At 42.3% G+C, this 23,862-nt stretch carries 18 protein-coding genes and 1 pseudogene; 4 read left to right on the top strand and 15 right to left on the bottom strand.

Translation table 11 applies throughout. The features are described 5' to 3' along the window. Positions 1-1,444: 1,444 nt before the first annotated feature. The 6 genes from KPX09_RS05535 to rnhA form a co-directional block, all read right to left on the bottom strand. Positions 1,445-1,570 carry a hypothetical protein gene (locus KPX09_RS05535; RefSeq protein WP_275973552.1) on the bottom strand — a complete coding sequence of 42 codons (126 nt, stop codon included), beginning with the start codon at positions 1,568-1,570 and terminating at the stop codon, positions 1,445-1,447. Positions 1,571-1,697: 127 nt separating this feature from the next. Next, positions 1,698-2,405 carry a phosphatidate cytidylyltransferase gene (locus KPX09_RS00640; protein ID WP_249548493.1) on the bottom strand — a complete coding sequence of 236 codons (708 nt, stop codon included), beginning with the start codon at positions 2,403-2,405 and terminating at the stop codon, positions 1,698-1,700. A gap of 543 nt (positions 2,406-2,948) precedes the next feature. Continuing rightward, entirely contained in the window at positions 2,949-3,464 is a 516-nt protein-coding gene (gene frr / locus KPX09_RS00635) for a ribosome recycling factor (protein ID WP_249548492.1), read from the bottom strand. Positions 3,465-3,511: 47 nt separating this feature from the next. Further along, positions 3,512-4,246: a UMP kinase gene (gene pyrH, locus KPX09_RS00630; RefSeq protein WP_249548488.1), complete on the bottom strand. Its 735-nt coding sequence runs from the start codon at positions 4,244-4,246 to the stop codon at positions 3,512-3,514. A gap of 205 nt (positions 4,247-4,451) precedes the next feature. Next, on the bottom strand, positions 4,452-7,451 hold the full coding sequence (locus KPX09_RS00625; RefSeq protein ID WP_249548487.1) for an AsmA-like C-terminal domain-containing protein: 3,000 nt from the start codon (positions 7,449-7,451) through the stop codon (positions 4,452-4,454). Positions 7,452-7,489: 38 nt separating this feature from the next. After that, entirely contained in the window at positions 7,490-7,942 is a 453-nt protein-coding gene (gene rnhA, locus KPX09_RS00620; RefSeq protein WP_249548491.1) for a ribonuclease HI, read from the bottom strand. Positions 7,943-8,132: 190 nt separating this feature from the next. Here rnhA and mfd point away from each other — a divergent pair, with 190 nt between their 5' ends. Both mfd and KPX09_RS00610 read left to right on the top strand, forming a co-directional pair. After that, positions 8,133-11,570 carry a transcription-repair coupling factor gene (gene mfd, locus KPX09_RS00615; RefSeq protein ID WP_249548486.1) on the top strand — a complete coding sequence of 1,146 codons (3,438 nt, stop codon included), beginning with the start codon at positions 8,133-8,135 and terminating at the stop codon, positions 11,568-11,570. Between the two features lie 562 nt (positions 11,571-12,132). Beyond that, positions 12,133-12,744, top strand: coding sequence for a riboflavin synthase (locus KPX09_RS00610; protein WP_249548485.1), 612 nt, complete (start codon positions 12,133-12,135; stop codon positions 12,742-12,744). A gap of 159 nt (positions 12,745-12,903) precedes the next feature. Here the strand turns inward: KPX09_RS00610 and KPX09_RS00605 are convergent, their stop codons facing one another. Then, positions 12,904-13,071 (bottom strand): hypothetical protein, encoded by a 168-nt coding sequence (locus KPX09_RS00605; protein ID WP_249548484.1) that lies wholly within the window; start codon positions 13,069-13,071, stop codon positions 12,904-12,906. A 1,174-nt stretch (positions 13,072-14,245) separates the two neighbouring features. After that, complete coding sequence (locus KPX09_RS00600) at positions 14,246-15,649, bottom strand: NAD(P)H-dependent flavin oxidoreductase (protein ID WP_249548483.1); 1,404 nt, start codon at positions 15,647-15,649, stop codon at positions 14,246-14,248. Positions 15,650-16,139: 490 nt separating this feature from the next. Here KPX09_RS00600 and KPX09_RS00595 point away from each other — a divergent pair, with 490 nt between their 5' ends. Next, positions 16,140-17,444: a M16 family metallopeptidase gene (locus tag KPX09_RS00595; protein ID WP_249548482.1), complete on the top strand. Its 1,305-nt coding sequence runs from the start codon at positions 16,140-16,142 to the stop codon at positions 17,442-17,444. An 81-nt stretch (positions 17,445-17,525) separates the two neighbouring features. On the opposite strand, the gene KPX09_RS00590 is transcribed toward KPX09_RS00595, so the two are convergent. The 3 genes from KPX09_RS00590 to secB all read right to left on the bottom strand — a co-directional run bounded on the left by KPX09_RS00590 (position 17,526) and on the right by secB (position 19,161). After that, entirely contained in the window at positions 17,526-17,753 is a 228-nt protein-coding gene (locus KPX09_RS00590; protein WP_249548481.1) for a hypothetical protein, read from the bottom strand. Between the two features lie 176 nt (positions 17,754-17,929). After that, the gene (locus KPX09_RS00585; RefSeq protein WP_249548480.1) at positions 17,930-18,613 is read right to left on the bottom strand and encodes a DsbA family protein; all 684 of its coding nucleotides are present in this window, start codon (positions 18,611-18,613) and stop codon (positions 17,930-17,932) included. A gap of 71 nt (positions 18,614-18,684) precedes the next feature. Beyond that, entirely contained in the window at positions 18,685-19,161 is a 477-nt protein-coding gene (gene secB / locus KPX09_RS00580; protein ID WP_249548490.1) for a protein-export chaperone SecB, read from the bottom strand. 111 nt (positions 19,162-19,272) lie between these two features. Here secB and KPX09_RS00575 point away from each other — a divergent pair, with 111 nt between their 5' ends. After that, positions 19,273-19,920 carry a Tim44/TimA family putative adaptor protein gene (locus KPX09_RS00575; RefSeq protein WP_249548479.1) on the top strand — a complete coding sequence of 216 codons (648 nt, stop codon included), beginning with the start codon at positions 19,273-19,275 and terminating at the stop codon, positions 19,918-19,920. A 672-nt stretch (positions 19,921-20,592) separates the two neighbouring features. On the opposite strand, the gene KPX09_RS00570 is transcribed toward KPX09_RS00575, so the two are convergent. The 4 genes and pseudogenes from KPX09_RS00570 to KPX09_RS00555 form a co-directional block, all read right to left on the bottom strand. Next, on the bottom strand, positions 20,593-21,828 hold the full coding sequence (locus KPX09_RS00570; RefSeq protein ID WP_249548478.1) for an MFS transporter: 1,236 nt from the start codon (positions 21,826-21,828) through the stop codon (positions 20,593-20,595). Between the two features lie 106 nt (positions 21,829-21,934). Next, entirely contained in the window at positions 21,935-22,588 is a 654-nt protein-coding gene (tmk, locus tag KPX09_RS00565; protein ID WP_249548489.1) for a dTMP kinase, read from the bottom strand. A gap of 16 nt (positions 22,589-22,604) precedes the next feature. After that, a complete protein-coding gene (gene fabD, locus KPX09_RS00560; protein ID WP_249548477.1) occupies positions 22,605-23,564 on the bottom strand; it encodes an ACP S-malonyltransferase in 960 nt (319 codons plus the stop codon). 170 nt (positions 23,565-23,734) lie between these two features. Further along, a pseudogene (locus KPX09_RS00555) lies at positions 23,735-23,862 on the bottom strand (phage portal protein); the annotation flags it as partial.

The raw sequence follows: 23,862 nt of genomic DNA, 5'->3' as shown, positions 1-23,862 counted from the left end.
ATTACTAAACAAAACATACCTAGAGACTGCTTTTAGATATTCGGAGGAGCGTAGTTACTTAGTCTCCTCGCATATTAAACTCATTTGTAAACGAGAGACACTACATCATAAGCTAACTCCTTAGCTAATAGATATACTGTATCTTCCTTCTAATAACACCTGCTGTAATTCTACATGTAGCAGCAATACATAGCTGAAACTATTGCAGCACTGTAATTAGCATTGGTTTAGATGAGTTCAAAACCGCACGTACGATTAGTTCTCAAAGCAATGCGCCCCTATGTTCTTACCTTAGAAATCCAATAATAGATTCCTATATAACCAATCTCCAAAATCCCAAATTTATCCAATAATCAATCCATGATTAGCTATGGGAATGTAACCCGAAGTATGAAATCTTATACCAGATAGCAAAACTCAAGGCATACACAGTATCAAGCACTTTAGATGTAAAACACCTATTATGGCACTCAAGGTAAACCCATCAGCCGAACCAGTCATATAAAAGCATGATGCTACATCTTAAGATCTAAGATTACTAAACAAAACATACCTAGAGACTGCTTTTAGATATTCGGAGAAGCGTAGTTACTTAGTCAACTCGTAAATTAAGCTCATTTGTAAACGAGAGACACTACAAAATAAAAGCCAACTCCTTAGCTAGTAGATACACTTTAGCTCATCAATGATACTTCCATAATTCAACACATCTTAGAGATAAAGTAGCCGAAATTATCAAAGCCTCGGAATCAACGTTAGCATGAACTACCTACCTTACATTCACCCGTTACCGAAGCAAAATGCACTATTTCCTTATTTTATTTATCCAATAGTAGAACTCTAGTGTATCAATCTACGAAACTCCAAATTCACCTTATAATAAATCCGTGGATAAGCTTGATAAGAGTATCCTAGATAAACTTAATACCTGGTTACAGCGCTAAAAAGTAACTAATAATAAAACCCTATCATGTAGCTCTAGATAGACATAAATCGCACTCTCGGAGATAAGTAGAAAAGCCGCACTAAGTAACTATATCCCCTTGATAACCTCTGCCAGGCCTTTATATTCCAAATTGCAAAACTTCACCTTGCGATATGGCTTGATGCACCCTTACTCACCAAAAGACACTGTACAATTATCATCACTACTTGCTCTAGGCAATCTACAAGCACTATTAGAGCAGACTCTCAATGACATCTCACAAATATAGTTCAATTAAAAACTTCGGAATACTGCAGAAAGAAAATAAACAGGAACACTAAAAACCATACTACCAAACCGCATCTTTGCCTTTTACAGCAGTAGTTTCGGATGTTTTGTGCATTGCACAGCAAACGCATATTTTACTTACGTGCCACAATTTATCGGACGCAATACACACTTTAGAAAATTACTTTATCAAACTAACAGCTCAATATCACCAAAGGCTCTAGTACTTTCCTAATCTTGTCTCCAACTCCGCAAACAGCAATCTCCTGCTTTCAAACCATGATCAACAAGCTGATCGTACGCATATAAAAATATGCTACTGGTTTTTGCTTTTACCTTAAGCAAAAACCAAGACATACCCACTCTATATAGTCACATTCCTACCTGCTTAATAGAGCAAACATCTGCACAGCACGATGAGCAGCAATGCAAAAAAAGATTTAGATTTATCGCCTACTTAGCCAGTGCATCACAAAATAAAACACTAGCCGATAAAGAACTTAGAAAAGTGCTTCACATAGTATGCCACAAGCGGCGCAGTGAATATGAATCCATCCATTCTATCCATCACCCCACCATGTCCTGGTACAATAAACCCACTATCTTTCACTTTACACATACGCTTTACGGCCGACTCCGTGACATCACCGCACTGCGCCACTACCGCTATTACAGCCCCTATTAGTAGCGAATGCGGAACATAAAATATACCAAAAATAACAGACATAACCAAAGTGCTCACCGCACTAAAAGCTATACCACCCCATAAACCAACCCAGGTTTTACCCGGGCTAATAGCCGGAATGATCTTTCGAGTGCCTAAGGTTCGCCCTAGAAAATATGCCGCAGTATCCGTGCTCCAAATACTCAATATTAACCACGACAATATTAAAGTCCCATGAGGAAGAGTATATATATACGCCATAGAAGCATACGGCAAAGCTATCATTGCTACAGCAGGAATATAAAACCACCTATGACCACAAGTCATCTGATGCCACTCAAAAGATGACACCATCGCTAAAGAAAATAGCAAAAGGTAAAATAGTACCCCTCCACAACTTAACCCAACTACGAACGCTCCTCCCCAAAAGACCGCAGCTACCAACCTTATAAGAAAATTCCTATCTACTGCACACACCTTACAACTCGACAAACGTGTCTTTAACTTTTCAATGCAACGCCTAGGCATTTCTCGAACTCCACTGACCCTCACTACACCCCCGAAATAAGTTTATCTCCAGCAAAGAACATCGCCTATGCCGCCGTATTAAATTTACTATCCGCACCTTGTCACACGCGCTCATCAAAGTACTATCTAGCACATTTCTCGTATCATACCAATAGCGTCCTACATACTAGAACAGCGCACTATTAAAATAATCTCCACAAAACAGCCATACAAGCTGCTTACAAGTCATCATCTCAATACTTTTACAGCGGATGTTACACCCATGTTATTACATCTTGGTTACGTATCTGTCCTATGCAACAGCTTCGCTCCCACACCACCGCTTCTATCCTTAAGCAGAACGCACACTTACCATTCCCAACAACTGCACCCTCTTATCACCTACATAACAAACAATAACACACAGCCCCGGCGCAAAAACCTATATATCACCTTTTCGAAGGATCCTGACCAGAAACCCACACGTGCTTTAGAGCTATATTGCAACGTAATGCACCTTAAGCAACCCATACAAGCCAAGGATAAAGAAGACTCTTCGCCCCTCTATCCTAGGATCTCACTCTCCTTGCTGGCATAAGCGTCGGTAATTTTCTTGATAAAAGAATCGGTAATCTTCTGTATTTCCACACTAACACCGTGCATATCATCTTCTGATATTTCTTTGTTATCTTGCAGAGACTTCAGCTTCTCTATTGCATCCCTCCTAATGTTACGTATAGAGACCTTGCTCTCCTCAGCAAGTTTGTTCAGCATTTTAACTAAGTTCTTCCGCACATCATTCGTAAGCTCAGGAACGACAAGCCTAACGGTACTTGATTCACACGTCATACCAAATCCCATGTTAGAAGCTTCGATAGCCGACTTCACCTCACCCAGAATACTAGCATCCCAAAGAGAAACCAACAGCGTACGACCATTTACCGATATGCTAGAAACCGTGTTCAACTTCACCTTATTGCCGTAGTAACTAACAGAAATGCCGTCCAACAACGACGCACTCACCCTTCCTGTCCGTATACCCGATATGTCATTCAAGAACATGACATAAGTCTTGTCCATCCTCTCTTGAGCATATTGCCTAATTGCTCCAGTAGCCACTTCCCCTCCTATCCAGATATAGTAGTAAACGTACCCCTTCCCTGCATCACTTCCGAAAAAGCATTTTCCTTCCCTAGGTCAAACACAATTATAGGGATAGAATTCTCCCTGGCGAGCGACACTGCGGCAGCATCCATTATCTTTAAATCTGACGCAAGTAAGTCATGGTAGGAGATTTTGTCGTATCTTGTAGCAGAACAATCTTTCTTTGGGTCTGATGAATATACACCATCCACCTGCGTGCCCTTGAATATAGCATCACAACGCATCTCTATGCTTCTCAACACGGCAGCGGTATCCGTAGTAAAGAAAGGACTACCAATACCTGCAGCACATATAACCACTCTGCCCTTCTCTAGATGACGTATGGCACGCCTTCTAATATACGTCTCACACACAGCAGTCATCGGAATCGCAGAGAGCACCCTACTCGCTATCCCCATATCCTCAAGAGAATTCTGCAACGCTAAAGCATTGATCATAGTAGCAAGCATACCTACATAATCATTACTCGCTCTTTCAAAGCCAAACGAGGTAGATGAACCACGGAAGATATTGCCGCCACCAACCACAATGCACAGCTCCACTCCAGACTCTCTCACCTTCTTCAAGTCACACGACAACTTTCCTATGACATCCTGGTCGAACCCAAAGCCTCTCTCTCCAGCAAGCGCCTCTCCCGATACCTTCAGCAAAACCCTAGAATAACGCACTTTCTCCACAACATTACAATTGATTGACATAATTCAAGCGTAAGTTCCACCCCCTTGGGCACAGTCAGCGTTGATTATACAACAATGCACCAAATAATCAATCTAGCTAGATACAGAACCCACGCAACGTAAATTGATACACAACACAAAGCTCTATGCACATCACAGAAATAACAAAGAAACAAAAAGTCACCTAACTATAGCACCACATGCTTACTCAAATAAAATCACATACCTAGGCAACTTTATCATGCTGATTAGAAGCAGAAGATTCGCTCTCCTGCTTCATCTTGTAATCCAAGACCTTTAACACTCTCTTGAGCAAATTCGGCGTTAAGATGGAGAGAAAGTTTACCGATATATCATGCTGCTTAGCCGTTCCCTTCACTTTGTAGTCTATAGCAACTATACCGCGACTGTAACCACCCGTTAGTATCTTACCTATAATCGGAGCACTCCACACCATTTTGTTCACAGCATATGCAGGAACTATCTGACCTCTTATATCAAAATCATTATCCACAAGATCTATGCTGCCGTCTAAGCTTATCCCGAGCTCAGCACCTTCCATCCAAGATTCCCCAAAGCTTATTACATTGTTTTTATAATTAAAAGGAACATTTAACTTACTGAAATGTATACCACTACCACTCAACGTATTGCTTATTCCCTTTAAAGAGGAGAGAGTCAATATCTGAGCAAGAATCGGCGCACCAACAATATTAAACCGCGTGATCGAAAACATGCCATTTGTCCTACCGCTATGAGTATCCGGATACATGTATATTGACAAACGCCCACCATCCACTGTGTTTAGAACGTCTATGGCACGTAAAAATTTGCCTGCGTTTCCCGTCACCACTTCCAACCCCATGGGACCGTAGTCTATACTAATGGGCATCATATCACCCGCAAAATACCCTTTCACCTTTGCATTTGTCCCACCTAGATCTCCAGCCGCCAGCTCAATATCCAACTTTTCTATAAGTACACCATTATTCATCAGCGCCTTGTCAGATTCTATACTGACAACAACATTACGGGACGCTGATTCTCCCTTCAAAAATGCACCCAAATTCGCTTTACTCAAATCTAAAAACTCCCCACGCAACTTCACATCTATGTTGCTACCATCAGATTTGATACGAGCCCAGGCATTCGTCTTCAAAAACTCTATTTTGTCAGCCACAAGGTCAATATTGCCATCTTTTACCTTCCCAGAAACACTAACATCCACCCCATCGCCTTTAACATCTACATAGGCAATATCTATATCTCCACTAGAACCCATCTCCACAAGAAACGATAGCTCCCTATGCAGATCCCCAATATCAAAATAGCCCTTCTCATCGCCCCCTAAAGACAAATGAGTAATATCTACCTTACCTCCGATGGTAGTATTCTCAGCACCAGAACCACTAATCCACTCTATCTCCGCCGGGGCATACCCATTTACACCCAGCATCCTTGCCGTAGAACTTAAACCTTGCAAATTCTCACCTGAAATGTATCCATCAAATTTACAATACAGCCCCTTGTCACTTTGCCAATCTTTAGTCACAGACAAAACCATATCATGGTCATTCAATGTGCCAGTTCCATCAACTCTAAGGACCCCACCACTAAAATTAACATTCATGCTACCGTTCTTGATATGCAAGCTGTTTAGTATTCCCTCAGCATCAAGATTCTCAACTCTTGATGCTATCGATACCTTGCTGTACACATCAGCATCACCCAACAAATTGTACACTTCTATGTTAAAATCCGTAGTAGCTACTCCAGATATGCTTTCCCGACTACCTCCTATACTCAGCAGCGACTGCACCCCAGTAGCTTCGTATAACTTTTTCGCACCATCTACAGAATGCCCTTGTACCTCTAATCTGGCAGCACCACCGCTAGTACCCTTGATGACAGCTTTTCCTTCCGAAGCATGAACACCACGGTAACTATAGTCACCCGACCTTATTATTAGATCACCCCTACTAAGCAACAATCCACCATCGACAACTTTTACCTCGCCTATGTCATCGTTTATAAAAACAACTGCATCCTTCAAATGAGAACTGACCCTATAATTTAACAAATTTGCAATATCACTCAAAGGGCCGTGGTAGAATACTTGAGGTTCACGAAAGTACCCACTCAATACGTGATTACAATACCATTCACGCACATCTGCATACACCTGCTCCGGCCAATATGCACACACATTTTTCGCACTTATCTCATAGCCAACCACATTCACATCCAAGTAATCGGTGGAAGAATCCAAGGAAGCACGCAATCTCAAGGCGATGTCATCATCCGCCAACAAGTTAAAGTTTATAACCTGCAATTTACCGTCACTGTACTTAGCGCGCACTTTAAAGCTCTGTACAACTAGCTCCTGCCCTGAACCATAAGGCATCACACCCTTAAGGTTTTGCAGGTTTATTTCCCCATAGTCGATACCATCGTGCGCATTCAACACAATATCAGCAGTACCAGAGAGTACAAAATTTTTGTATCTGGCAAGCCTTGCATCCAGAAACTCCAAGTATCTTAGTAGATTTGTATTAAAGTTATCGTACTCTACATGAAGAGAAAGCACCCCCTTATAGTGCTCCGATAGACGCACCCTCACTGCAGACTCGTCACTACTAAATTCCAGATTGAATACCCGTCCATCGTATTCGTTTTCCTTGCCAAAGCGTAAAGAATCAACAAATACCCTGCCCCCATTATCATCTTGTAAAAGCAAATTCCCGATTTTTACTGGAATATTAGATCGAACAAAGACTAGAAGCTTCGAACGCAGCACCTCTACAGAGAATGGCACTCCCTCCGTTTGCAGTGCACCCTCAGAATGCAAAAAATCAACGCTGACCTTTTCTATCTCAAGACGACTGTCTCCCCAGTCACCCCACAGAAATAAAATACCGATTTTAGAATAAATTGATGCCTCAGGCGCCTCTACTTTTACACCTAAGTTCTTGTCAACTACAGTTACTCCCTGTGCTGACAAAACAAAATTTTCATCTGCCCGGCGCCACGTAAGCTTTACGTCCCGCATACTCACATCGGCCCCGAAGAAGAATTTAGATAACTTGTGCTCTAGATATAGGTTTATAAGTTTTGAGCGAAACTCCAACGTGTCTTTAGTGCTGACATTATAGTACAATACCCCCCCAAACAGCAGTACCGCACCTATAAACAAAAACTTTATGCAAATCCACGCTATAGAATTCATCAATCTAATCAACACCTCAACGCTGGCAAAGTTCCCCCTCAACGCTTCATAATTTGGCGCTCTACTTCAGCTCTTGCCAGTGCATCAGCCTCCACATTATATCTGTTACCTGCATGAGCCCTAACCCATTCCCACGTCACATTATGCTTCAGCGTCAGTGCCTCAAGCTGCATCCACAAATCCACATTTTTCACAGCAGACTTATTCGCAGTTTGCCAGCCATTTGACTTCCACTTGTGTATCCATGTAGTAATACCATTCTTCACATAGACGCTATCCGTACGCACACACACGTCACATTGCCTACCTAAAGCACCCAAAGCTTCTATCACTGCAGAAAGCTCCATCCTGTTGTTTGTTGTATCGCTACAACCACCTGATATCCTACGCTCCTCACCACCCGAAAAAAGAAAGACCGCACCCCAGCCGCCAGGGCCAGGATTACCTGAACAAGCCCCATCAGTGTATATGACAACCTGCCCGCTATCCATAAGTACCACAAATCCACCGTTTTTGATTGTATTCCAATACCCCGCATAATACAATGACATTCGTGTTAGTACCTACAGCCTTGCGTAGAGAGGCTATTCACATAAGCGTTGTTGATTCCTTGGGCATGCATATTAAAGTACCATTTGCTCAGCTACTTTGTCATATAATCACCGAGTCAGCTTGCATGACTTGTATAATTTAGTATTTATGGATATGGGTTCCTTGGAAATAGTCACTGGTGTAGCTCCGGAATTAGAAGATGCGCTGATCAATGAGATATGCCGCAATAACACCAAAAAATCTTTTGTATGCGTGCTACAGGATGATAAGCCCTTGGAGCTTCTGGTAAAAACTCTAAAATTCTTCGATAGCACGCATGATGTATTATTATTTCCCGCATGGGACACATGCACATATCAGCACACTTCCCCCAGCAGTTATGTAATGACCCACAGAGTAAAGTGCTTACTGGATTTGTTATCAGTAGGACCTAAACCCTACATACTGCTAACAACCATCAGCGCTTTAATACAAAAAGTACTACCGAAAAATGCTGTATCTTCTTCAACATTACACATAAAAGCCGGAAAAAGCTTATCAATGGACTACCTTACTCTACATTTGATAGAGCATGGGTATGTGAAGTCATCAACTGTAGTACAAGAAGTCGGTAGTTTTGCTGTACGTGGAGATATAGTAGACATATTCCAAGCAGTAAATGAAAACCCCGTCAGAATATATTTCGACTACGATATTATAGAGTCAATAAAGTTCTTTGATCCAAGTACCCAGATAACGTGCAGTGAACAAATCCCAGATCTAGTGATTTTTTCCGCATCTGAATTGATAAAAAATGACGAAAACATTGCTAGGTTCTCGGAGAAAGGTTCTCATCTAAAAAGTAGCAACCCTACACTTTATGAAGCAATAGTACATCGGCAAAAATTCGAAGGCGAAGAACAACTACTACCATTACTACAAGCAGATGCTTTAATAACTCTTTTCGACTACATACAGGAAGCAGAGCTTGTTCTAAGTGAAGCAACATTTTCCAACATAAAACAGAGAATTGAGAACACTTGGAAGAAAAATGGGACGCAGGATTCCTCGCATCACTCCGTGTCGCTGTTTCTTGATTTGCAAAACTATGAGCAAGTGCTAGCGAGATTCCACAAAATATTACTCTGTCGCTTTGATTCGGCCCCACAAAGTATTATACAGAACCCCAGTACAGTACCGCTGTCGCAGAGCACATTAGCGGTATTACCTGACCTCAAATTACAAGCTAGAGAAAAAGGCTGTAGTATCTTCTCGGTAACCGCAAGCCGTATGCAAGAAGTGAAAAAGCATGTGATCTTGGCGTGCTATAGCGAAGAATCCATGCAGTATCTTGTTGAGAAGTTGAAACACTTCGACATACATATGTCTAGAGTATCAAGATTCTCCGACGTAACCCGTAAATATAGTATAGCTATACTCCCTCTTCAACACGATTTCGAAACCGAAGATTTTATAGTCATCACAGAACATAGTTTACTCGGTAGACAATGCTCTATAAAAAGAGCGAGACGCACGGTTACAAATAATGCCTCTGAACTTACTATTGGAGACGTAGTTGTACACAAAGACTACGGAGTAGGTATTTTCAACGCGCTAAGAACGTTAACCGTTTGCGGAAGCTGTCATGATTTTGTTGAGATTAAGTATCGTAATGATGACAAACTATTTGTGCCTGTGGAAGACACTGACCTTATAACAAAGTACGGAGTTAACACTGATGTAGTTTTAGACAGATTGGGCAGCTCTGCATGGCACGACAAACAAAACAAGCTGAAAAAGCGCATAGATGATATCGCAAAAACCCTAGTGCATGCGGAAGCCATGCGTAAATTGGCTGACGGAAGTAGATTTCTACCCAGCTCATTGTACATAGACTTTTGCAAAGAATGCCCTTATGTCGAAACAGAAGACCAGCTGAAAGCCATAGCAGATGTTGAAAATGACCTTGCAAGTGGCAAAGTCATGGACAGGCTCATATGCGGTGATGTTGGATTTGGTAAAACAGAAATTGCACTACGTGCTGCTTTTCTTGTAGTCAACGAAGATATAACGTGCCAAGTGGCCGTGCTTGTACCTACAACTCTACTATGTCGCCAGCATTTTCTCGCCTTTCAAGAGAGGTTCAAGAACTACAAAGTCAATATCCAACAGCTTTCAAAAGTCACTACAAAAAAGAAACAACAAATCAGGCAAGGGCTTGAAGAAGGGAGTATCAACATCATTATCGGAACAAGTGCCCTATTATCGGATAGCATCCAGTTTTTAGACCTCAGATTGCTGATTATCGATGAAGAACAACACTTTGGCGTAAAACAAAAAGAAAAACTCCGGCTGTTAAAGCATGACGTTCATGTACTATCGCTCTCGGCAACGCCTATACCTAGAACACTACATATGTCACTTTCTAATATAAAAGACCTGAGTATACTCCGTACCCCTCCTATTGGGAGAACTACCGTAGATATTTCTATAATACACTTCGATGAGAAGACAATAAAAACCGCCATACTTAATGAGGTCAATCGAGGTGGTAGGGTGTTTTTTACATGTCCTCTTATCGCTGATATCGAACCAGTGCTAACGCGACTACAAAAGCTTGTTCCAGAAGTTAAAATAGCGGTCGCCCACGGAAGCACGGCACCTCTCGCGCTGGATAAGATTATGAACGATTTCTTTGATGGCAAATTCTCTCTCCTCCTAACAACATCAATAATAGAGAGCGGAATAGATATCCCATTTGCTAATACCATCATTATATATAATGCCGATATGTTTGGCCTTGCGCAGCTATACCAATTAAAAGGACGCGTTGGCCGCAGCACTACACAGGGATATGCGTATTTGATACTCTCAAATAAAGCAACTTCTAATTCCCCTGGTATGAAAAGGTTGGAAGCACTGAAATCTTTGAATAGTGTTGGTTCAGGTTTTGCACTATCCCTACAGGATATGGACATGAGAGGCTTCGGCAATTTAGTAGGAGAAGAACAATCTGGAAACATAAAAGAAGTTGGCATTGAGCTATACCACCGCATGTTAGAAGAAGCCTTAGAAACATACAAAATGACTACCGAAAGCTCTACTGTAAGCTACCATAACGTAAAAGTAGATATAAACACAAATGTACGAATTCCCGAGTCATACATACAAGAACTCGAACTTAGAATGCAGGTGTACAAAAAAATTAGTAGCTTAAAGACACCCGAAGAGATAAGTCGCTGCTCTGAGGAACTAAAAGACAGATTCGGCACTCCACCTCGTGAGGTAGTCAATCTCTTGGATATACTACACATAAAACATCTCTGTGCCCGTATTGGAATAGCTGAAATCACTCATTTCAAAAATCACCTTACCCTACTCTTTGGACGCAGTTTTACACCTCAAGAGTCACTGCTGAAATACTTTGTAAACAATGCAGGCATTTTCACTATGCAGGGAAACAGTGTAAATGTGTTAATATCTGCTGTACATGCTAACAATGTGACCAGATATCTGATAGCATGCCTAAAAAAAATAAACAGTTTACTTACCCATACACCCGTATCACGCGAGACGAAAACAGACTAGATCACATGCACTAGAACAGACCCTAGAAGCAGTATGCAAAAACACTATGCCATCCACATACTGTACACACCTCCTTCTAGGCAGTGAACCGTGAATATTTCTTTATCTGTACAAATGCATCACTGCCCGATGTGTGCCTTATCAAAATCCCCATCACTATTCCTAATTCGTTTGAGTTTTTGTCATTTTAGTCCAGTAAAACACAACATTTGTCGATCCACTACTCAGGTTATAGTGTACTGGTAATCTGCTTCTTGTAGATTAAGCAACTATAATTACCCCGCGTTTCATATGCGATTAATAATCTGGCAGTAGGTACTAAAAACTTACTAGACGCAAAGTAGCACTCAACATTTCCAGTAACCAGGATTATGGTGGCAGCACTCAATTACTCGTATGAATTTACTGAAAGATGAAGAACATCTCCGAAATTTAGGTCTTTAATAAGGAAATTATATGAATCTATCTACTCACACCGCTGAAAATATGTAACAATCACAATGCTCGTGGGTGCATTGAAACATCATAAATCATCGAGCTTGTAGTAAAAGGAGAATCTTATATGTTCAACGGCATAGTCACTCTAATTGGACGTGTGGAAGACATGCAACACGGGGAGGATACCGATGTTATTGCACGTATCAGTGTGCAGAGTGAGGAGTTCTTATCGCAAATTGTGGTAGGAAGCTCAATAGCCTGCTCCGGAGTATGTCTAAGCGTAATCGAAAAAGGAGCAATGCACTTTATGACTAACATTTCAAAAGCCACTTTAGACATCACAAATTTGCGATTTTGGACCCTCGGTACCAAGGTAAATCTAGAACCTGCTTTAAGAGCAGGCGCTCCTTTGGATGGACATATGGTTCAAGGGCACGTTGATTGCATAGGTGAAATCCATTCCATAACACAAGTTGCTGGTTCACACGTTATGGAAATATGCTGCGATAGTGACACATCAAAGTACATCGCAAAAAAAAGTTCTATAGCTTTGGATGGAGTATCGCTCACGGTAAATTCTACAACACCTGGGCTGTTCAGTGTAAACTTGATACCGTATACCTGGAATAATACCACATTCCAATACAATACAGTGGGTGATTTTGTGAATATCGAAACAGATCTTATAGCGCGATATTTAGAAGCTCTGCTTGCCTATCGCACATATGGCCTATAGGCACTTGTGTACATATATATACACCGTCTATATACCTCTAAACATATCTGGACCTTCTGGTTCTATGTAACTCTTTCTTGCTTAGTCAACGAGCATTATAAAAATGTCGTATCGTACAGGATATGCAAACCATGCTTCCTGATTCACAAACTGTGAACGTTACACATCGTATACAAGCTTTCTAGCAATTTGCTCATTGCGTTTCTCACTCAGTAGCTTCCCCATACCTATGCCCATCACACCGCACAGATGATCTATCTTCACTGTCACCCACACAAGATATTTTCCGACCATACACAAACGTATACACCCCAAAGTATAAGACATGTCTAACCTATGCGTATACTACTAAGTCATATACTTAAAAAGCAATGCTTTTTCCAGCTCATAAGTGTGCTACACGTAATCCTCCATGTTATGCAACATGCTATACGTGCTCTCTTGGACGACCCTTTATGCAACTAGAAATTTTCATGGACTGGCTCCAGTTAACAGCTCTCATTGTAAGCACACAATATGTATAGCTGTTCTCTAGCTCTTGTTTCAGTAGAATAAGCACCTCTCCTCTTCCATAGCATTCCCGGTAATGTCATTGATGGATTTCCCCTACAGGAAGGGAAGACTCCTATCCGGAGAGACAAACCAACAGCAACCCCAATCCTTCTACAGCAGCATGTAATTTCGTAACGTATACATTTTGTCTTCTGCAAAAGCATCATTTCAGCACTTCACTGACGCCCGCACACGATATTTTACTAGATCACACAATATAAAACACAAAACCCCAAGATCAAGATATAGAACGCGTATAACCGGTTCGGTGGGTCATGTACTACTGAGTCATACCACATAAAAGAAATGCTTTTTCCTGTCAGTAATGTAGGTTGGAGCATAGGAAAGAAAATGCCCTCTGTTAACTCTGGAATCTCACTTTGTCACCAACTATTTTAGTGAGAAAGAGATAGAAAGTTGTCCTAAAAAAGCTGGGCATCATAGAGCAATACTCCGTAACTCTTATGTCTTGACTTTCACAAGCTATTACCGCCAAACAATCGCATATACATAACCCATACAAACGCCTATAACATCATTATCTGCATATGGATCAATAGAGCATTATTCTTTTGACACTAAACTAAAAAGTAGCGCTCATTGAAACCAAAACTATGAAAAACACCTGTCTCTACCCATGGAACATATAGCAATTTGCTCCAACACACGGCCACAAACAGTCATCATACATAGCGCTACTATCCGGTAAAAACAGTGTATACACTTCCGCGCTCAAGCCAGAATCCACGCACTAACCAAACAAGCTACCGTAGAGCGCTACTCTACACACCGTAAATACTTTAACACCCACAAACTGGATAGTGAAACGATAAAAGCCTCCACTGCACTGCAACTCAATTGATTAACTACACAACTCAGGTGAGTCTAACACGAAGCATATAGCGTGGAATATGCAACTATAGAAGAAATTCTAAGTATTTTTCCCGTACTAGTATCCGGTCAAAATTCTATGTACTAACTCTTCAACCGTAGGAATATTACCATTACTATAAAACTCATCGCTGCCAAACCTGTAGGCGTTATGACCAGAAAACATCAGCTCTCTTTCACAATCCCCACCATAAGCAATGTTTTGCAAAGTCTTTTGAATACAGAAACTTCTAGGATCAGGCTTCTGCCCGGTGTTATAGTCATCGTGATCCTTCCAGTTACTAAACTTACAATGACTCAAACATCCCATGCAGGCTATCTGGTCTGCACGAATCTCACGCGCTTTTTCTTCTGTAACAAAAATCGCGGTACCATCTGGCGTCTTCATTAGCGTGCTATACCCAGATGCCATCCATGCATCTACTCGCTCCTTGTCGGCAGCCTTTACGTATACCTTACGACCTCGTGCCCCAAACGTAACTTCTGCCTCGAAGTCACCTACACACTCCTCACTGAAGGGCACCTGACGCTCACTTCTCTGCTGCAACTCACATATGAACTCATTTTTCACTGCGGAAGAATAGAACCCTGTTGGGCTGAACCTATTTAAAAACACATCACCCATCTTCAGAGATAGCAGCTTCTTCTTCCATGATGCAGATATAGGACTCTCCACCGTGACCAAAGGACGCGTTCCAAACTGGAACGCTACTAGACCTATGCGATCATTATCAAGCCAGGATTCCCACTCCTTCAAATGCCATACCCCACCAGCCATTATTACAGCAATGTCGGACATGCCAAATTCGTTCATAAACTCCCTGATCTCAGCCACCCTCTCAAACGGCGACTGCGGCACCTTAGGATCCTCACTATTGCTAAGCCCATTATGTCCTCCCGCTAACCAAGGATCTTCGTATACAACTCCACCTAATAAATCTCGCGGAAATTTACGGTAAGAGCGATTCCATAAAATCCTAAAAGCCCGCGCAGATGACACTATCGGATAGTAGTATACACCATATTGCTGTGCTACCTCAGCCAGCCTATAAGGCATCCCAGCCCCACAAGTTATACCGTGTATCATGCCCTGAGTGGCGCCTAGCACCCCGTGCAATACCTCCTCAACGTTACCCATTTCCCACAGGACGTTCATATGTATTCTGCCACGGCCCTTGGATATATCATGAGCTATTCGTGCCTGACTTACAGCAGCCTTTATGCTGTAGTCTATCAGCTCCCTATTGCGTTCCTGTCTGGTCTTCCCCTGAAATATCAAGGGAACATATTCGCCGTTTTCATCTATCAACCCAGGATTCGCCCCAGAAAACGTCCCAACAGCCCCTGCAGCTGCAAACGCCCCAGAGCTCCTTCCATCACTGACACTAATCCCCTTGCCACCTTCCACTATGGGCCACACATCACAACCCGAAATATGAACTTTTCTAATTCCCTTAAGCAAAAACGCAATCCCCCCTTAACTAACTCGTATGCCTAATAATGCGTGGGCTTTTCCACTACAGGACCACGACCTGTCCGAAAGTTTAGCATCTCTGCGGGATTTCAGTCAATTGAAATGCGGATACCTCTACTCTACATTCCGCACGACTGCCATTACCCTCACCTTACACCAAGCGTCGTATAGGGCCTCTGTGAACACCCACCCCATTTCCTGATATCGCAGTAACGTAATACTCCATAGGCATCCCGGATAACCCCCATGCAGCACTATCAGTAGTCAACTCAACAATAGTGCATTATACAATAATTACCAGAACAAACCATAGCAATGGATAGCCAAATGTTCATTATTCGCGCTCGGCGAGTTAATAAAATTGTTTGCATGGTTACCCCGTGTTTGACGCAACACTCCCTATAAACCCACAAGATAACTGCTCAAATCGGCTAATGAAATTAATTTCTACTTTTATGGCATAGCATAATGCGATACCATGAAGATGCTTACAATCTGTCTGTATATCGCCATGGTTACACTGCCTGTAGTTACAAAGCTGAAAAATAATCTTTCTGTTATTACTGAACACATTGGCGGAGTAAATTCTGTAGGAATCAATCTTTGGGTCAAGGTAGGAAGTAGGCATGAAGTGCATGAGAAAATCGGGCTTGCACACTTCCTTGAGCATATGGCTTTCAAAGGCACGACCGCAAGATCCGCCTTAGACATAGCAAAAACTTTCGATGCAATCGGCGGAAACTTTAATGCTTACACAGATAAAGAGCATACTGTATATCACCTAAAAGTGATGAAAAAAGATGTACGTCTCGCCCTTGAGGTTCTCACTGATATAGTGCTCAGGTCGTCATTTCCCGAAGAGGAAATAGAGAGGGAAAAAGACGTCGTGCTGCAAGAGATTTACCAAACAAATGATTCTCCTAGTAGTATAATATTTGATAAGTACCTGGAAGCTGCTTATGAAGGACAGATCTTCGGTAAATCTATTTTGGGCTCTGTGCATACAGTGCAAAACTTTTCTAAGGAAGACCTAGTATCTCACATGGATAAGCATTATTACGGAAGTAATATGGTGCTCTCCTTGGCTGGAGATATAGTACATGATGAGGTTTTGGAAATGGCTCAAGGCTTGGAGCAGCTTAAAGATCGGCAGCACTGCTCCCCAGTACAAGTGTCGCAGTACACAGGTGGGGAATATCTAGAAGAACGCAACCATCTAGAGCAGGTAAACATAATATTAGGGTTTCCTGGTGTGCCTTATAGAGATGAACGTTTCCACGCAATGCAAGTGTTGGATACTATACTTGGCAGTGGGCTTTCTTCACGGTTGTTTCAGGAAGTGCGCGAGAAGCTAGGTTTGGTGTACAGTATCTGCTCTTTTAATTATAGCTACTCTGATAGTGGTCTTTTCTCAGTACATGCAGCGACTGACAGCACAAAGCTATTCACTCTGCTTCAAACCGTAATTACGGAGTTAAAGAAGCTTCCTGATACCATAGAAGATGAAGAGCTCCAACGTGCAAAGAGTAAATTGGAAGCTGAAATTTTAATGTCTCGAGAAAGTCCGGTAGCGAAGTCTGAAGCACTAGGTTATTACTACTCTCACTATGGCAGATACATACCAAAGCAAGAACTTATAGAAAAAATTCTCTCTATAGATGCACGTAACGTTCAAGACGTAGCGAGCTTTTTGCTGCAAAACAGTTCAAATATCACGCTAGCCGCAATAGGCAAACTTAACTCTTCTATAAGTCGAGCTGAAGTTGCTTCCATGCTTGCGTGAAACATGTTGTCTCAACGAGTACAGGCCATTGTTTTACTATGTCGTTGATGTGCAGCATAGAAGACTGCCACATTCTTGAAATTAACAGTTAACGTGGCTTCGCCCTGAATAATAGCAGCGCACATCATCACAGAAAACTTCCCTTATCAGTAAGTTGCTCGCAAACGTACAATAACTAATGCTAGAAACCATAAGCTCCACAATACCTAAGTCGCTTACAAGTAGAAGCACTAAGTAAACCACGGCAAAGCAGCACTTAGCACGCGAAGAACTCAACAACAAGCGCCATTTACCAAACGAAACTCCCATGTCGCACACCAACCGTCACATATACATGCGTCAAGCCATAACATAGCCACACACACCCATAGGCCATACCGCAGCACCAAAACAACCTCGCTGGACTCACAAGCTCTCATCCCTCCCTGAGGAACATAAGGCAATACACACCGCACCCCCCAATGAAGCATGATCCCTATTTTCTCTTACTTATGAAGTTGCAGTGCTGTAACTCTGTCTATCTCCGATGCAATACTGTCAAAGTCATGCCCACCGGAATATCTCCCACCATTAATAAAGAACGATGGAGTGGAGTTCACATCAAGCGTGTTAACTGCAAGAAACTTCTGCTGCACAACACGGTCCATAAGCTCCTCATCCGTAGTACATCTCTTGAAATCTTCATCAGATATATTGCTTATCTTCGCGATATTCACCAGCAACCCAAGGTCTTTATATGTAGCTATTAGGGTATCGTACGAGCCAAACACAGCTCGAACGTACGAAAAAAATGCAGCATTATCCCTGTAGCATGAGCCCAACATCGCTGCTGAAAGAGATAACCTGTCTAACGGAAAGTCCCTGTATATGTACAGCAGCTTCCCTGTATCTATATACTCCTTCTTAATACGCGGAAATACCTTGGTTATGAAATCAGCACAGTGGGCACACGAGAACGAAGCATACTCCACCATCACAACTGGAGCATTCTCATTGCCAAGATACCTGTCCTCAGGCAATCTCATCAAAAGCTGCTGCGCCGTTAGCTCAACAGCCTCGCCTCCAGAGAGCGCACCTCCGCCCTTTGCCTCAAGCATAGTACTAGACACTGAACAAACAAAAACCACAAGAACCGCGAAAAACCCCAAGCACAACCGCAAGAATCCCATAGCCCCCACCTAAATATGAAAGTCAACAAAAAAACACCAATGTACTTCCCCACTTAAGCGAAACACATTAATTATTTCTCACCACCTACATTCTCAGCGAGCTGCTTCTCATACATAGCTGAAAAATCTATGACCTCCAACATTAGCGGAGGAAAGCCCGCAGAAGCAGTAACCTTCGCAATTACTTCGCGCACAAATGGAAACAAGATACTAGGTGCATTTATTAAAAGCACCCTCTTGACCTGCTCCTGTTCCAACTCCTCATCTTCCTCTATGGAAAACACACCACAGTATTTTATTTCACAAATAAATGCAGGAAGCTTCTCTACCACCGACTCTATATTGATTTGCAAAGCCACCTCATATAGCGCAACACTTGCCTGCTCCCCCTCTGGAGGTTTTACAGGTAATGCTGCAGAAGAAACATTAACCGAAATATTAATCTCAGGAGGTGTCTTACTCATCATGAGAAACACCTTAGGAGCATTAGGATTCTCAAAAGATAGATCCTTAATGTACTGCCCTCTTACTCTAATTTTTGGCTGCACTAAAACCTCCTCTGACGGAAATACCGCAATTAATTGTTGATTAACGCTGACCAAACTATAATATGGTTATGTATTCTTGTACATAGCCTTTGTGAAAAATTGTGGATAGGTATGGTTGAACTGGCAATATACGCATTCGTCGCGGCCTTCATTTTTTTCCGTCTCTATAGCTCCTTAGGTAGGGCGTCAAGTATAAATTTCCAGGGCGCTTGTGCTACTCCTGAAAAGTCCGGTGATGATAGGGTTGTACTGGATGCTAATAACGATCAACAAGATATACCGCTTACATCGGTAACCGAAGAAGAGCATTTTGAAGAGGTCTCTTCCGGCATTGAGGTCATGCGTGCTAGAAGCATAGAGTTTTCGTTGAGAAATTTCATGGCAGGGTCTGCCGCAGCTTTCGAAGTGATAATGAAGGCGCTGAATCGTGGGGATACTGAGTTATTGTCATCTTTGCTTAGTGATGACATATATCAGTCGTTCGAAAAAGAGATCTTACGCAGAAATAGCGAAGGATACATTCACGAAGATGTAGTTGTGTCTATAGTGTCTCAAAAAATAACAGCTGCTAAGGTAATTGGTGATGTTGCGGCAATCACGGTTAAATTTTTAACTGAACAAATAAATGTAGTGCGCAACGCTGCAGGAGACGTCATTGCTGGAAGTACCTCTAAAATAAATGTCGTTGAAGACTTTTGGACTTTTGAGAAAAACGCTAATTCTTCGAGTAGGAAGTGGTACTTGTCTGCTACATGCTGACGCAATTAGGAGCGGTACCGTTTCTACATGGCTGTTGTTCGCACGGTGTCTCTTACAAGAGAGCTCCTGTCCTACTGTGGACTGTTGCACATAGTTCTCGGTTCTATATCTAGTAGATGGCCATATCTTAAACGTTTTGTATCCCATACGAAAGAAAAAGGCCTTGCGCGCCGTATATTCTTGATATACTCGTATTTGCCTTAATAAACAGCAACACCTTCTCGGATAATCTAAATTAGTACAGTCACTACTGCTGCAAAGTAAGAAATCCACCATAAAACAACACGAAATAGACGGCGAATACGTACTCAGGCACACTACTATGGAGACCCCATAGCACCGTGTACACAACTATAATTACGATAATAGCATGAGCTAAGATACACGCAGAATAGCACCCATACTACTAAGTGTGGATACTGGCAGCCATAATCACGCAGAGTGGCCCTTTAGCCAACATATAACTAATAGAGCCCCACGAACACTCAAGCAGATACCAAGGCTGCAGCCCACGATGACACCTAAATAAAAAACAATAAGTTTATGCCACCCTGCAAAAAGCCCCTCTATGATAACGTGAAATACACCCCTTCCATACACTATCCACGTAACAGCATGCTCCACGCTCTCATGTGTAGATTTGAAGCTCAAGCCTAGAACTACATACTCCACTTACTCGGTCTGCTTTTCCCTTAATTTAAAAATCCATAAACCTAACATACCTATCAGGGCTCCTAACGGTACTACGACCATAGACTTAACTAACACATCACTACCATATATCGCATGACCGTCACTCATCGCCCCATCCCAGTACGCATTTATAATTGCTGCGATAGCCGTGTGAAAAAAGTACCCAAAAACCATAATTATCATGTTAGATACTGCCGTTGCTAAGGCAACAGACTCAGGCCCTACATAGCTTATAGCTTGGCATACTGTAACCAGTTGATATGCAGAAGAAATACCAATAATCATCAGCAATACAAATGCACTGATTCCCGTACCGCAATGCCCCATTAACATTAATCCAAATGCCAGAACCGTAAAGCCTCCACAGTAAATTATGATTTTGAAACCATCTACAGACCTGCTTAACATAAAACTAAATGCTAAGGATCCAAGACATGACCCAACAAATACCGTAGACGGTAAAATTGAGGCATACTGATGGCTGATGCCACATACTTCTGTCAAAAACGCAGTAGCCCATCCATCGGCAAAGCCCTCCAATGAGCCTATCATGAATCCACCCAGCAGGCTTATCACCAGCAGTTTTTTATTGCAAAGTACCTGCTTGATCTGCTTCATAAAACCAGATCTCTCCTGATAACTTTGAGTATCATAAAACACAAAAGCTGAAAGCATTGCCAAAGCACAACCACTTCCAATAAGAAACAGTAATACTGTTTTCCATCCGTGCTCTTCTGTTAAAGACAGTACGGGCATGCCTCCGTACATAGCACCCAAAAAACCTATCACCATAGCTATGGACGTCATTATGGCAAACCTTTTGCCAAAATACATGTTGGAAACCTTAAAGATCGACAGTGCAGCGGCGGCCGACCCCAATCCCGTAACAATTCTACCACATTGCACTAACTCCCATGAACTAAACATCAGGGGTAGCACACCCAAAACAGTCAGAAACATACAAACTGGCACAATCCTCTTAGGACCATACCTATCTATCAGTATACCAAGAGGTATGTGAGCCGCCGTATACCCCAAATAGTAAAAAGCCGAAAATTGGCCCAGAGAAAACGCACCCACACCATATTTTTCCATGATAATACCAGAAAAAGTGTTTGGCATCACCCGAAATACATATTGCAGGGCATAGAACATGGCTATCAAAAACCACGCAAAAAAACCCCTACTGGCTAAACCTACACCTTCTCCTCTCACAGCCAATCTCCAGCATCAAAAATAAACGTAGGGACATGGTAATTCATAACACCGTATTAGTACAGCGTATCTCTCTAAAAACCCTTGGAAGCATCACATGGGTACACTAAACCTTCACACCAGAGGCATGCATCTTGTTATAAGGCACCCTCTGCAAAAGCTCCACTATTTTGTTGTGTACGGAATAAACATCACAGATACCATTCTCCTCGTAATCATCACAACTGAGCAATACACATCTATGTTTCTCTTCCTCAGCTATGCGTTGAAAGCCCTGCCGCACCTTGTGATAAAAATCCATGCTATTGCTCTCATAGCCATTACGAGTAGCCCTTGATAAGGCCTTTTCTATATCGATGTCTATGATGAACGTCATATCTGGAACTATTCCCATAACCAGGGAATTAAGCTTGTATATTAGTTCCAGGTCAATACCACAACCGTACCCTTGGTAAGCCACAGTAGAGTCTACACAGCGATCACTAATTACTATCTTATTCGCTCTCAGAGCACCCTCTACCACCTTAACAAAGCTCTCTCTGCGCATTGCTAGAAATAGAAATAACTCTGTGAGCTTATCAACCTTGTAGTCTGAAACTGACAAAAACACGCTACGCAGCAGTTCATTAAAAGAAGTGCCTCCGGGTTCTCTAGTCAGCACCACATTGTCCTCGCCGTACAGATCAGACATATACTTCGCTAGCAAAATAGACTGCGTGGTCTTACCACACCCATCTATTCCCTCAAAAGTTATGAACATACTACCCAAGGACACTCTAGCAAAACTCACGAATTTCAGCATATTGCGATAACTCTCGCATCGCACCTACTGCACAAACACTAACACAACGCACAGTCCTATCTATGCGACGTAACAAACCAGTTAAAACCTCTCCTGGACCCGCTTCTACAAATTCAGAACACCCGTGCCCCAGAAGATACTCTATGCTCTCACGCCACCTAACCCTGCTCACTACTTGCCGTGCCATTAAATCTTTGATTACATCACAATCCTCATGCTCTGAGGCAGAAACATTATAAACTATACCAATCTTCGGTGCTTTGAGCTCCAACGTACTTACAAAACTCCTGAGATCTTCATATGCAGGATGCATAAGAGAAGAATGGAACGGACCGCTCACACGCAGCCTTATTACACGCCTTATAGCAGTCCCCACAACAAGCTCTGGCAACGCTTCAAGGGCTTCATTTGTGCCACTGACTACTATTTGCCCATCACAGTTGTCATTTGCTATTTCACACACACCAAATTTGGAAGCAGCCCGCACAACAGCCTCAACATCCTTCACACAACCACCTATAAGCGCAGACATGCCCCCTTGACACATTTCTGAAGCCCTGCTCATAGCCCTGCTACGAACGTCAAGAAGCTTAACTGCAGTAGGCAAATCAATAACACCTGCAGCACACAGCGCCGCGTACTCACCAACAGAGTGTCCTATAACATACCTAGCATACCTATCCAAAGGCATGCCAACAACATGTTCCACTGCACGTACCACCGCTATGGAAACAGTCATAAGTGCCAATTGTGCATTACAAGTTAAGGTCAGAACCTCTTCTGGGCCATTGAAGATAATATTAGACAAATTACGACCAAGGGTTTCATCAACTTCGTGAAACACTTCCCGAGCTACAGCAAAGTTCTCGTATACCTCTTCTCCCATACCAACAAACTGTGAACCCTGTCCGGGAAACATCAACACAGTAGACACAACTCCACCCCCTAGAGGCTACATGCAATACGGCAATTATTACTCAACACAACCGTAGTAGTCAAAATTATTATAAAACGCTCAAGCAAAATGGCGCGGTACAATTTCATGGATCGCCCTACTATTCTACCACGCACATTAAATCAAATATTCTCCCTCAAATACTACACCTGATTATGCTGATCAATGCTGTAAGAAGCAGCTTCGATAGGAGAAAGGCCATACCAATCATTTAAGGGATGAAAGTTTTTGAGATGTAAGAGAGAATGGTGATGGAGAGAAGTGTGGTTAGTATGAA

Origin of the sequence: Anaplasma phagocytophilum, assembly GCF_023476575.1 — a bacterium.
Taxonomy (GTDB): domain Bacteria; phylum Pseudomonadota; class Alphaproteobacteria; order Rickettsiales; family Anaplasmataceae; genus Anaplasma; species Anaplasma phagocytophilum_A.
This window is presented reverse-complemented; position numbering and strand designations above follow the sequence as displayed.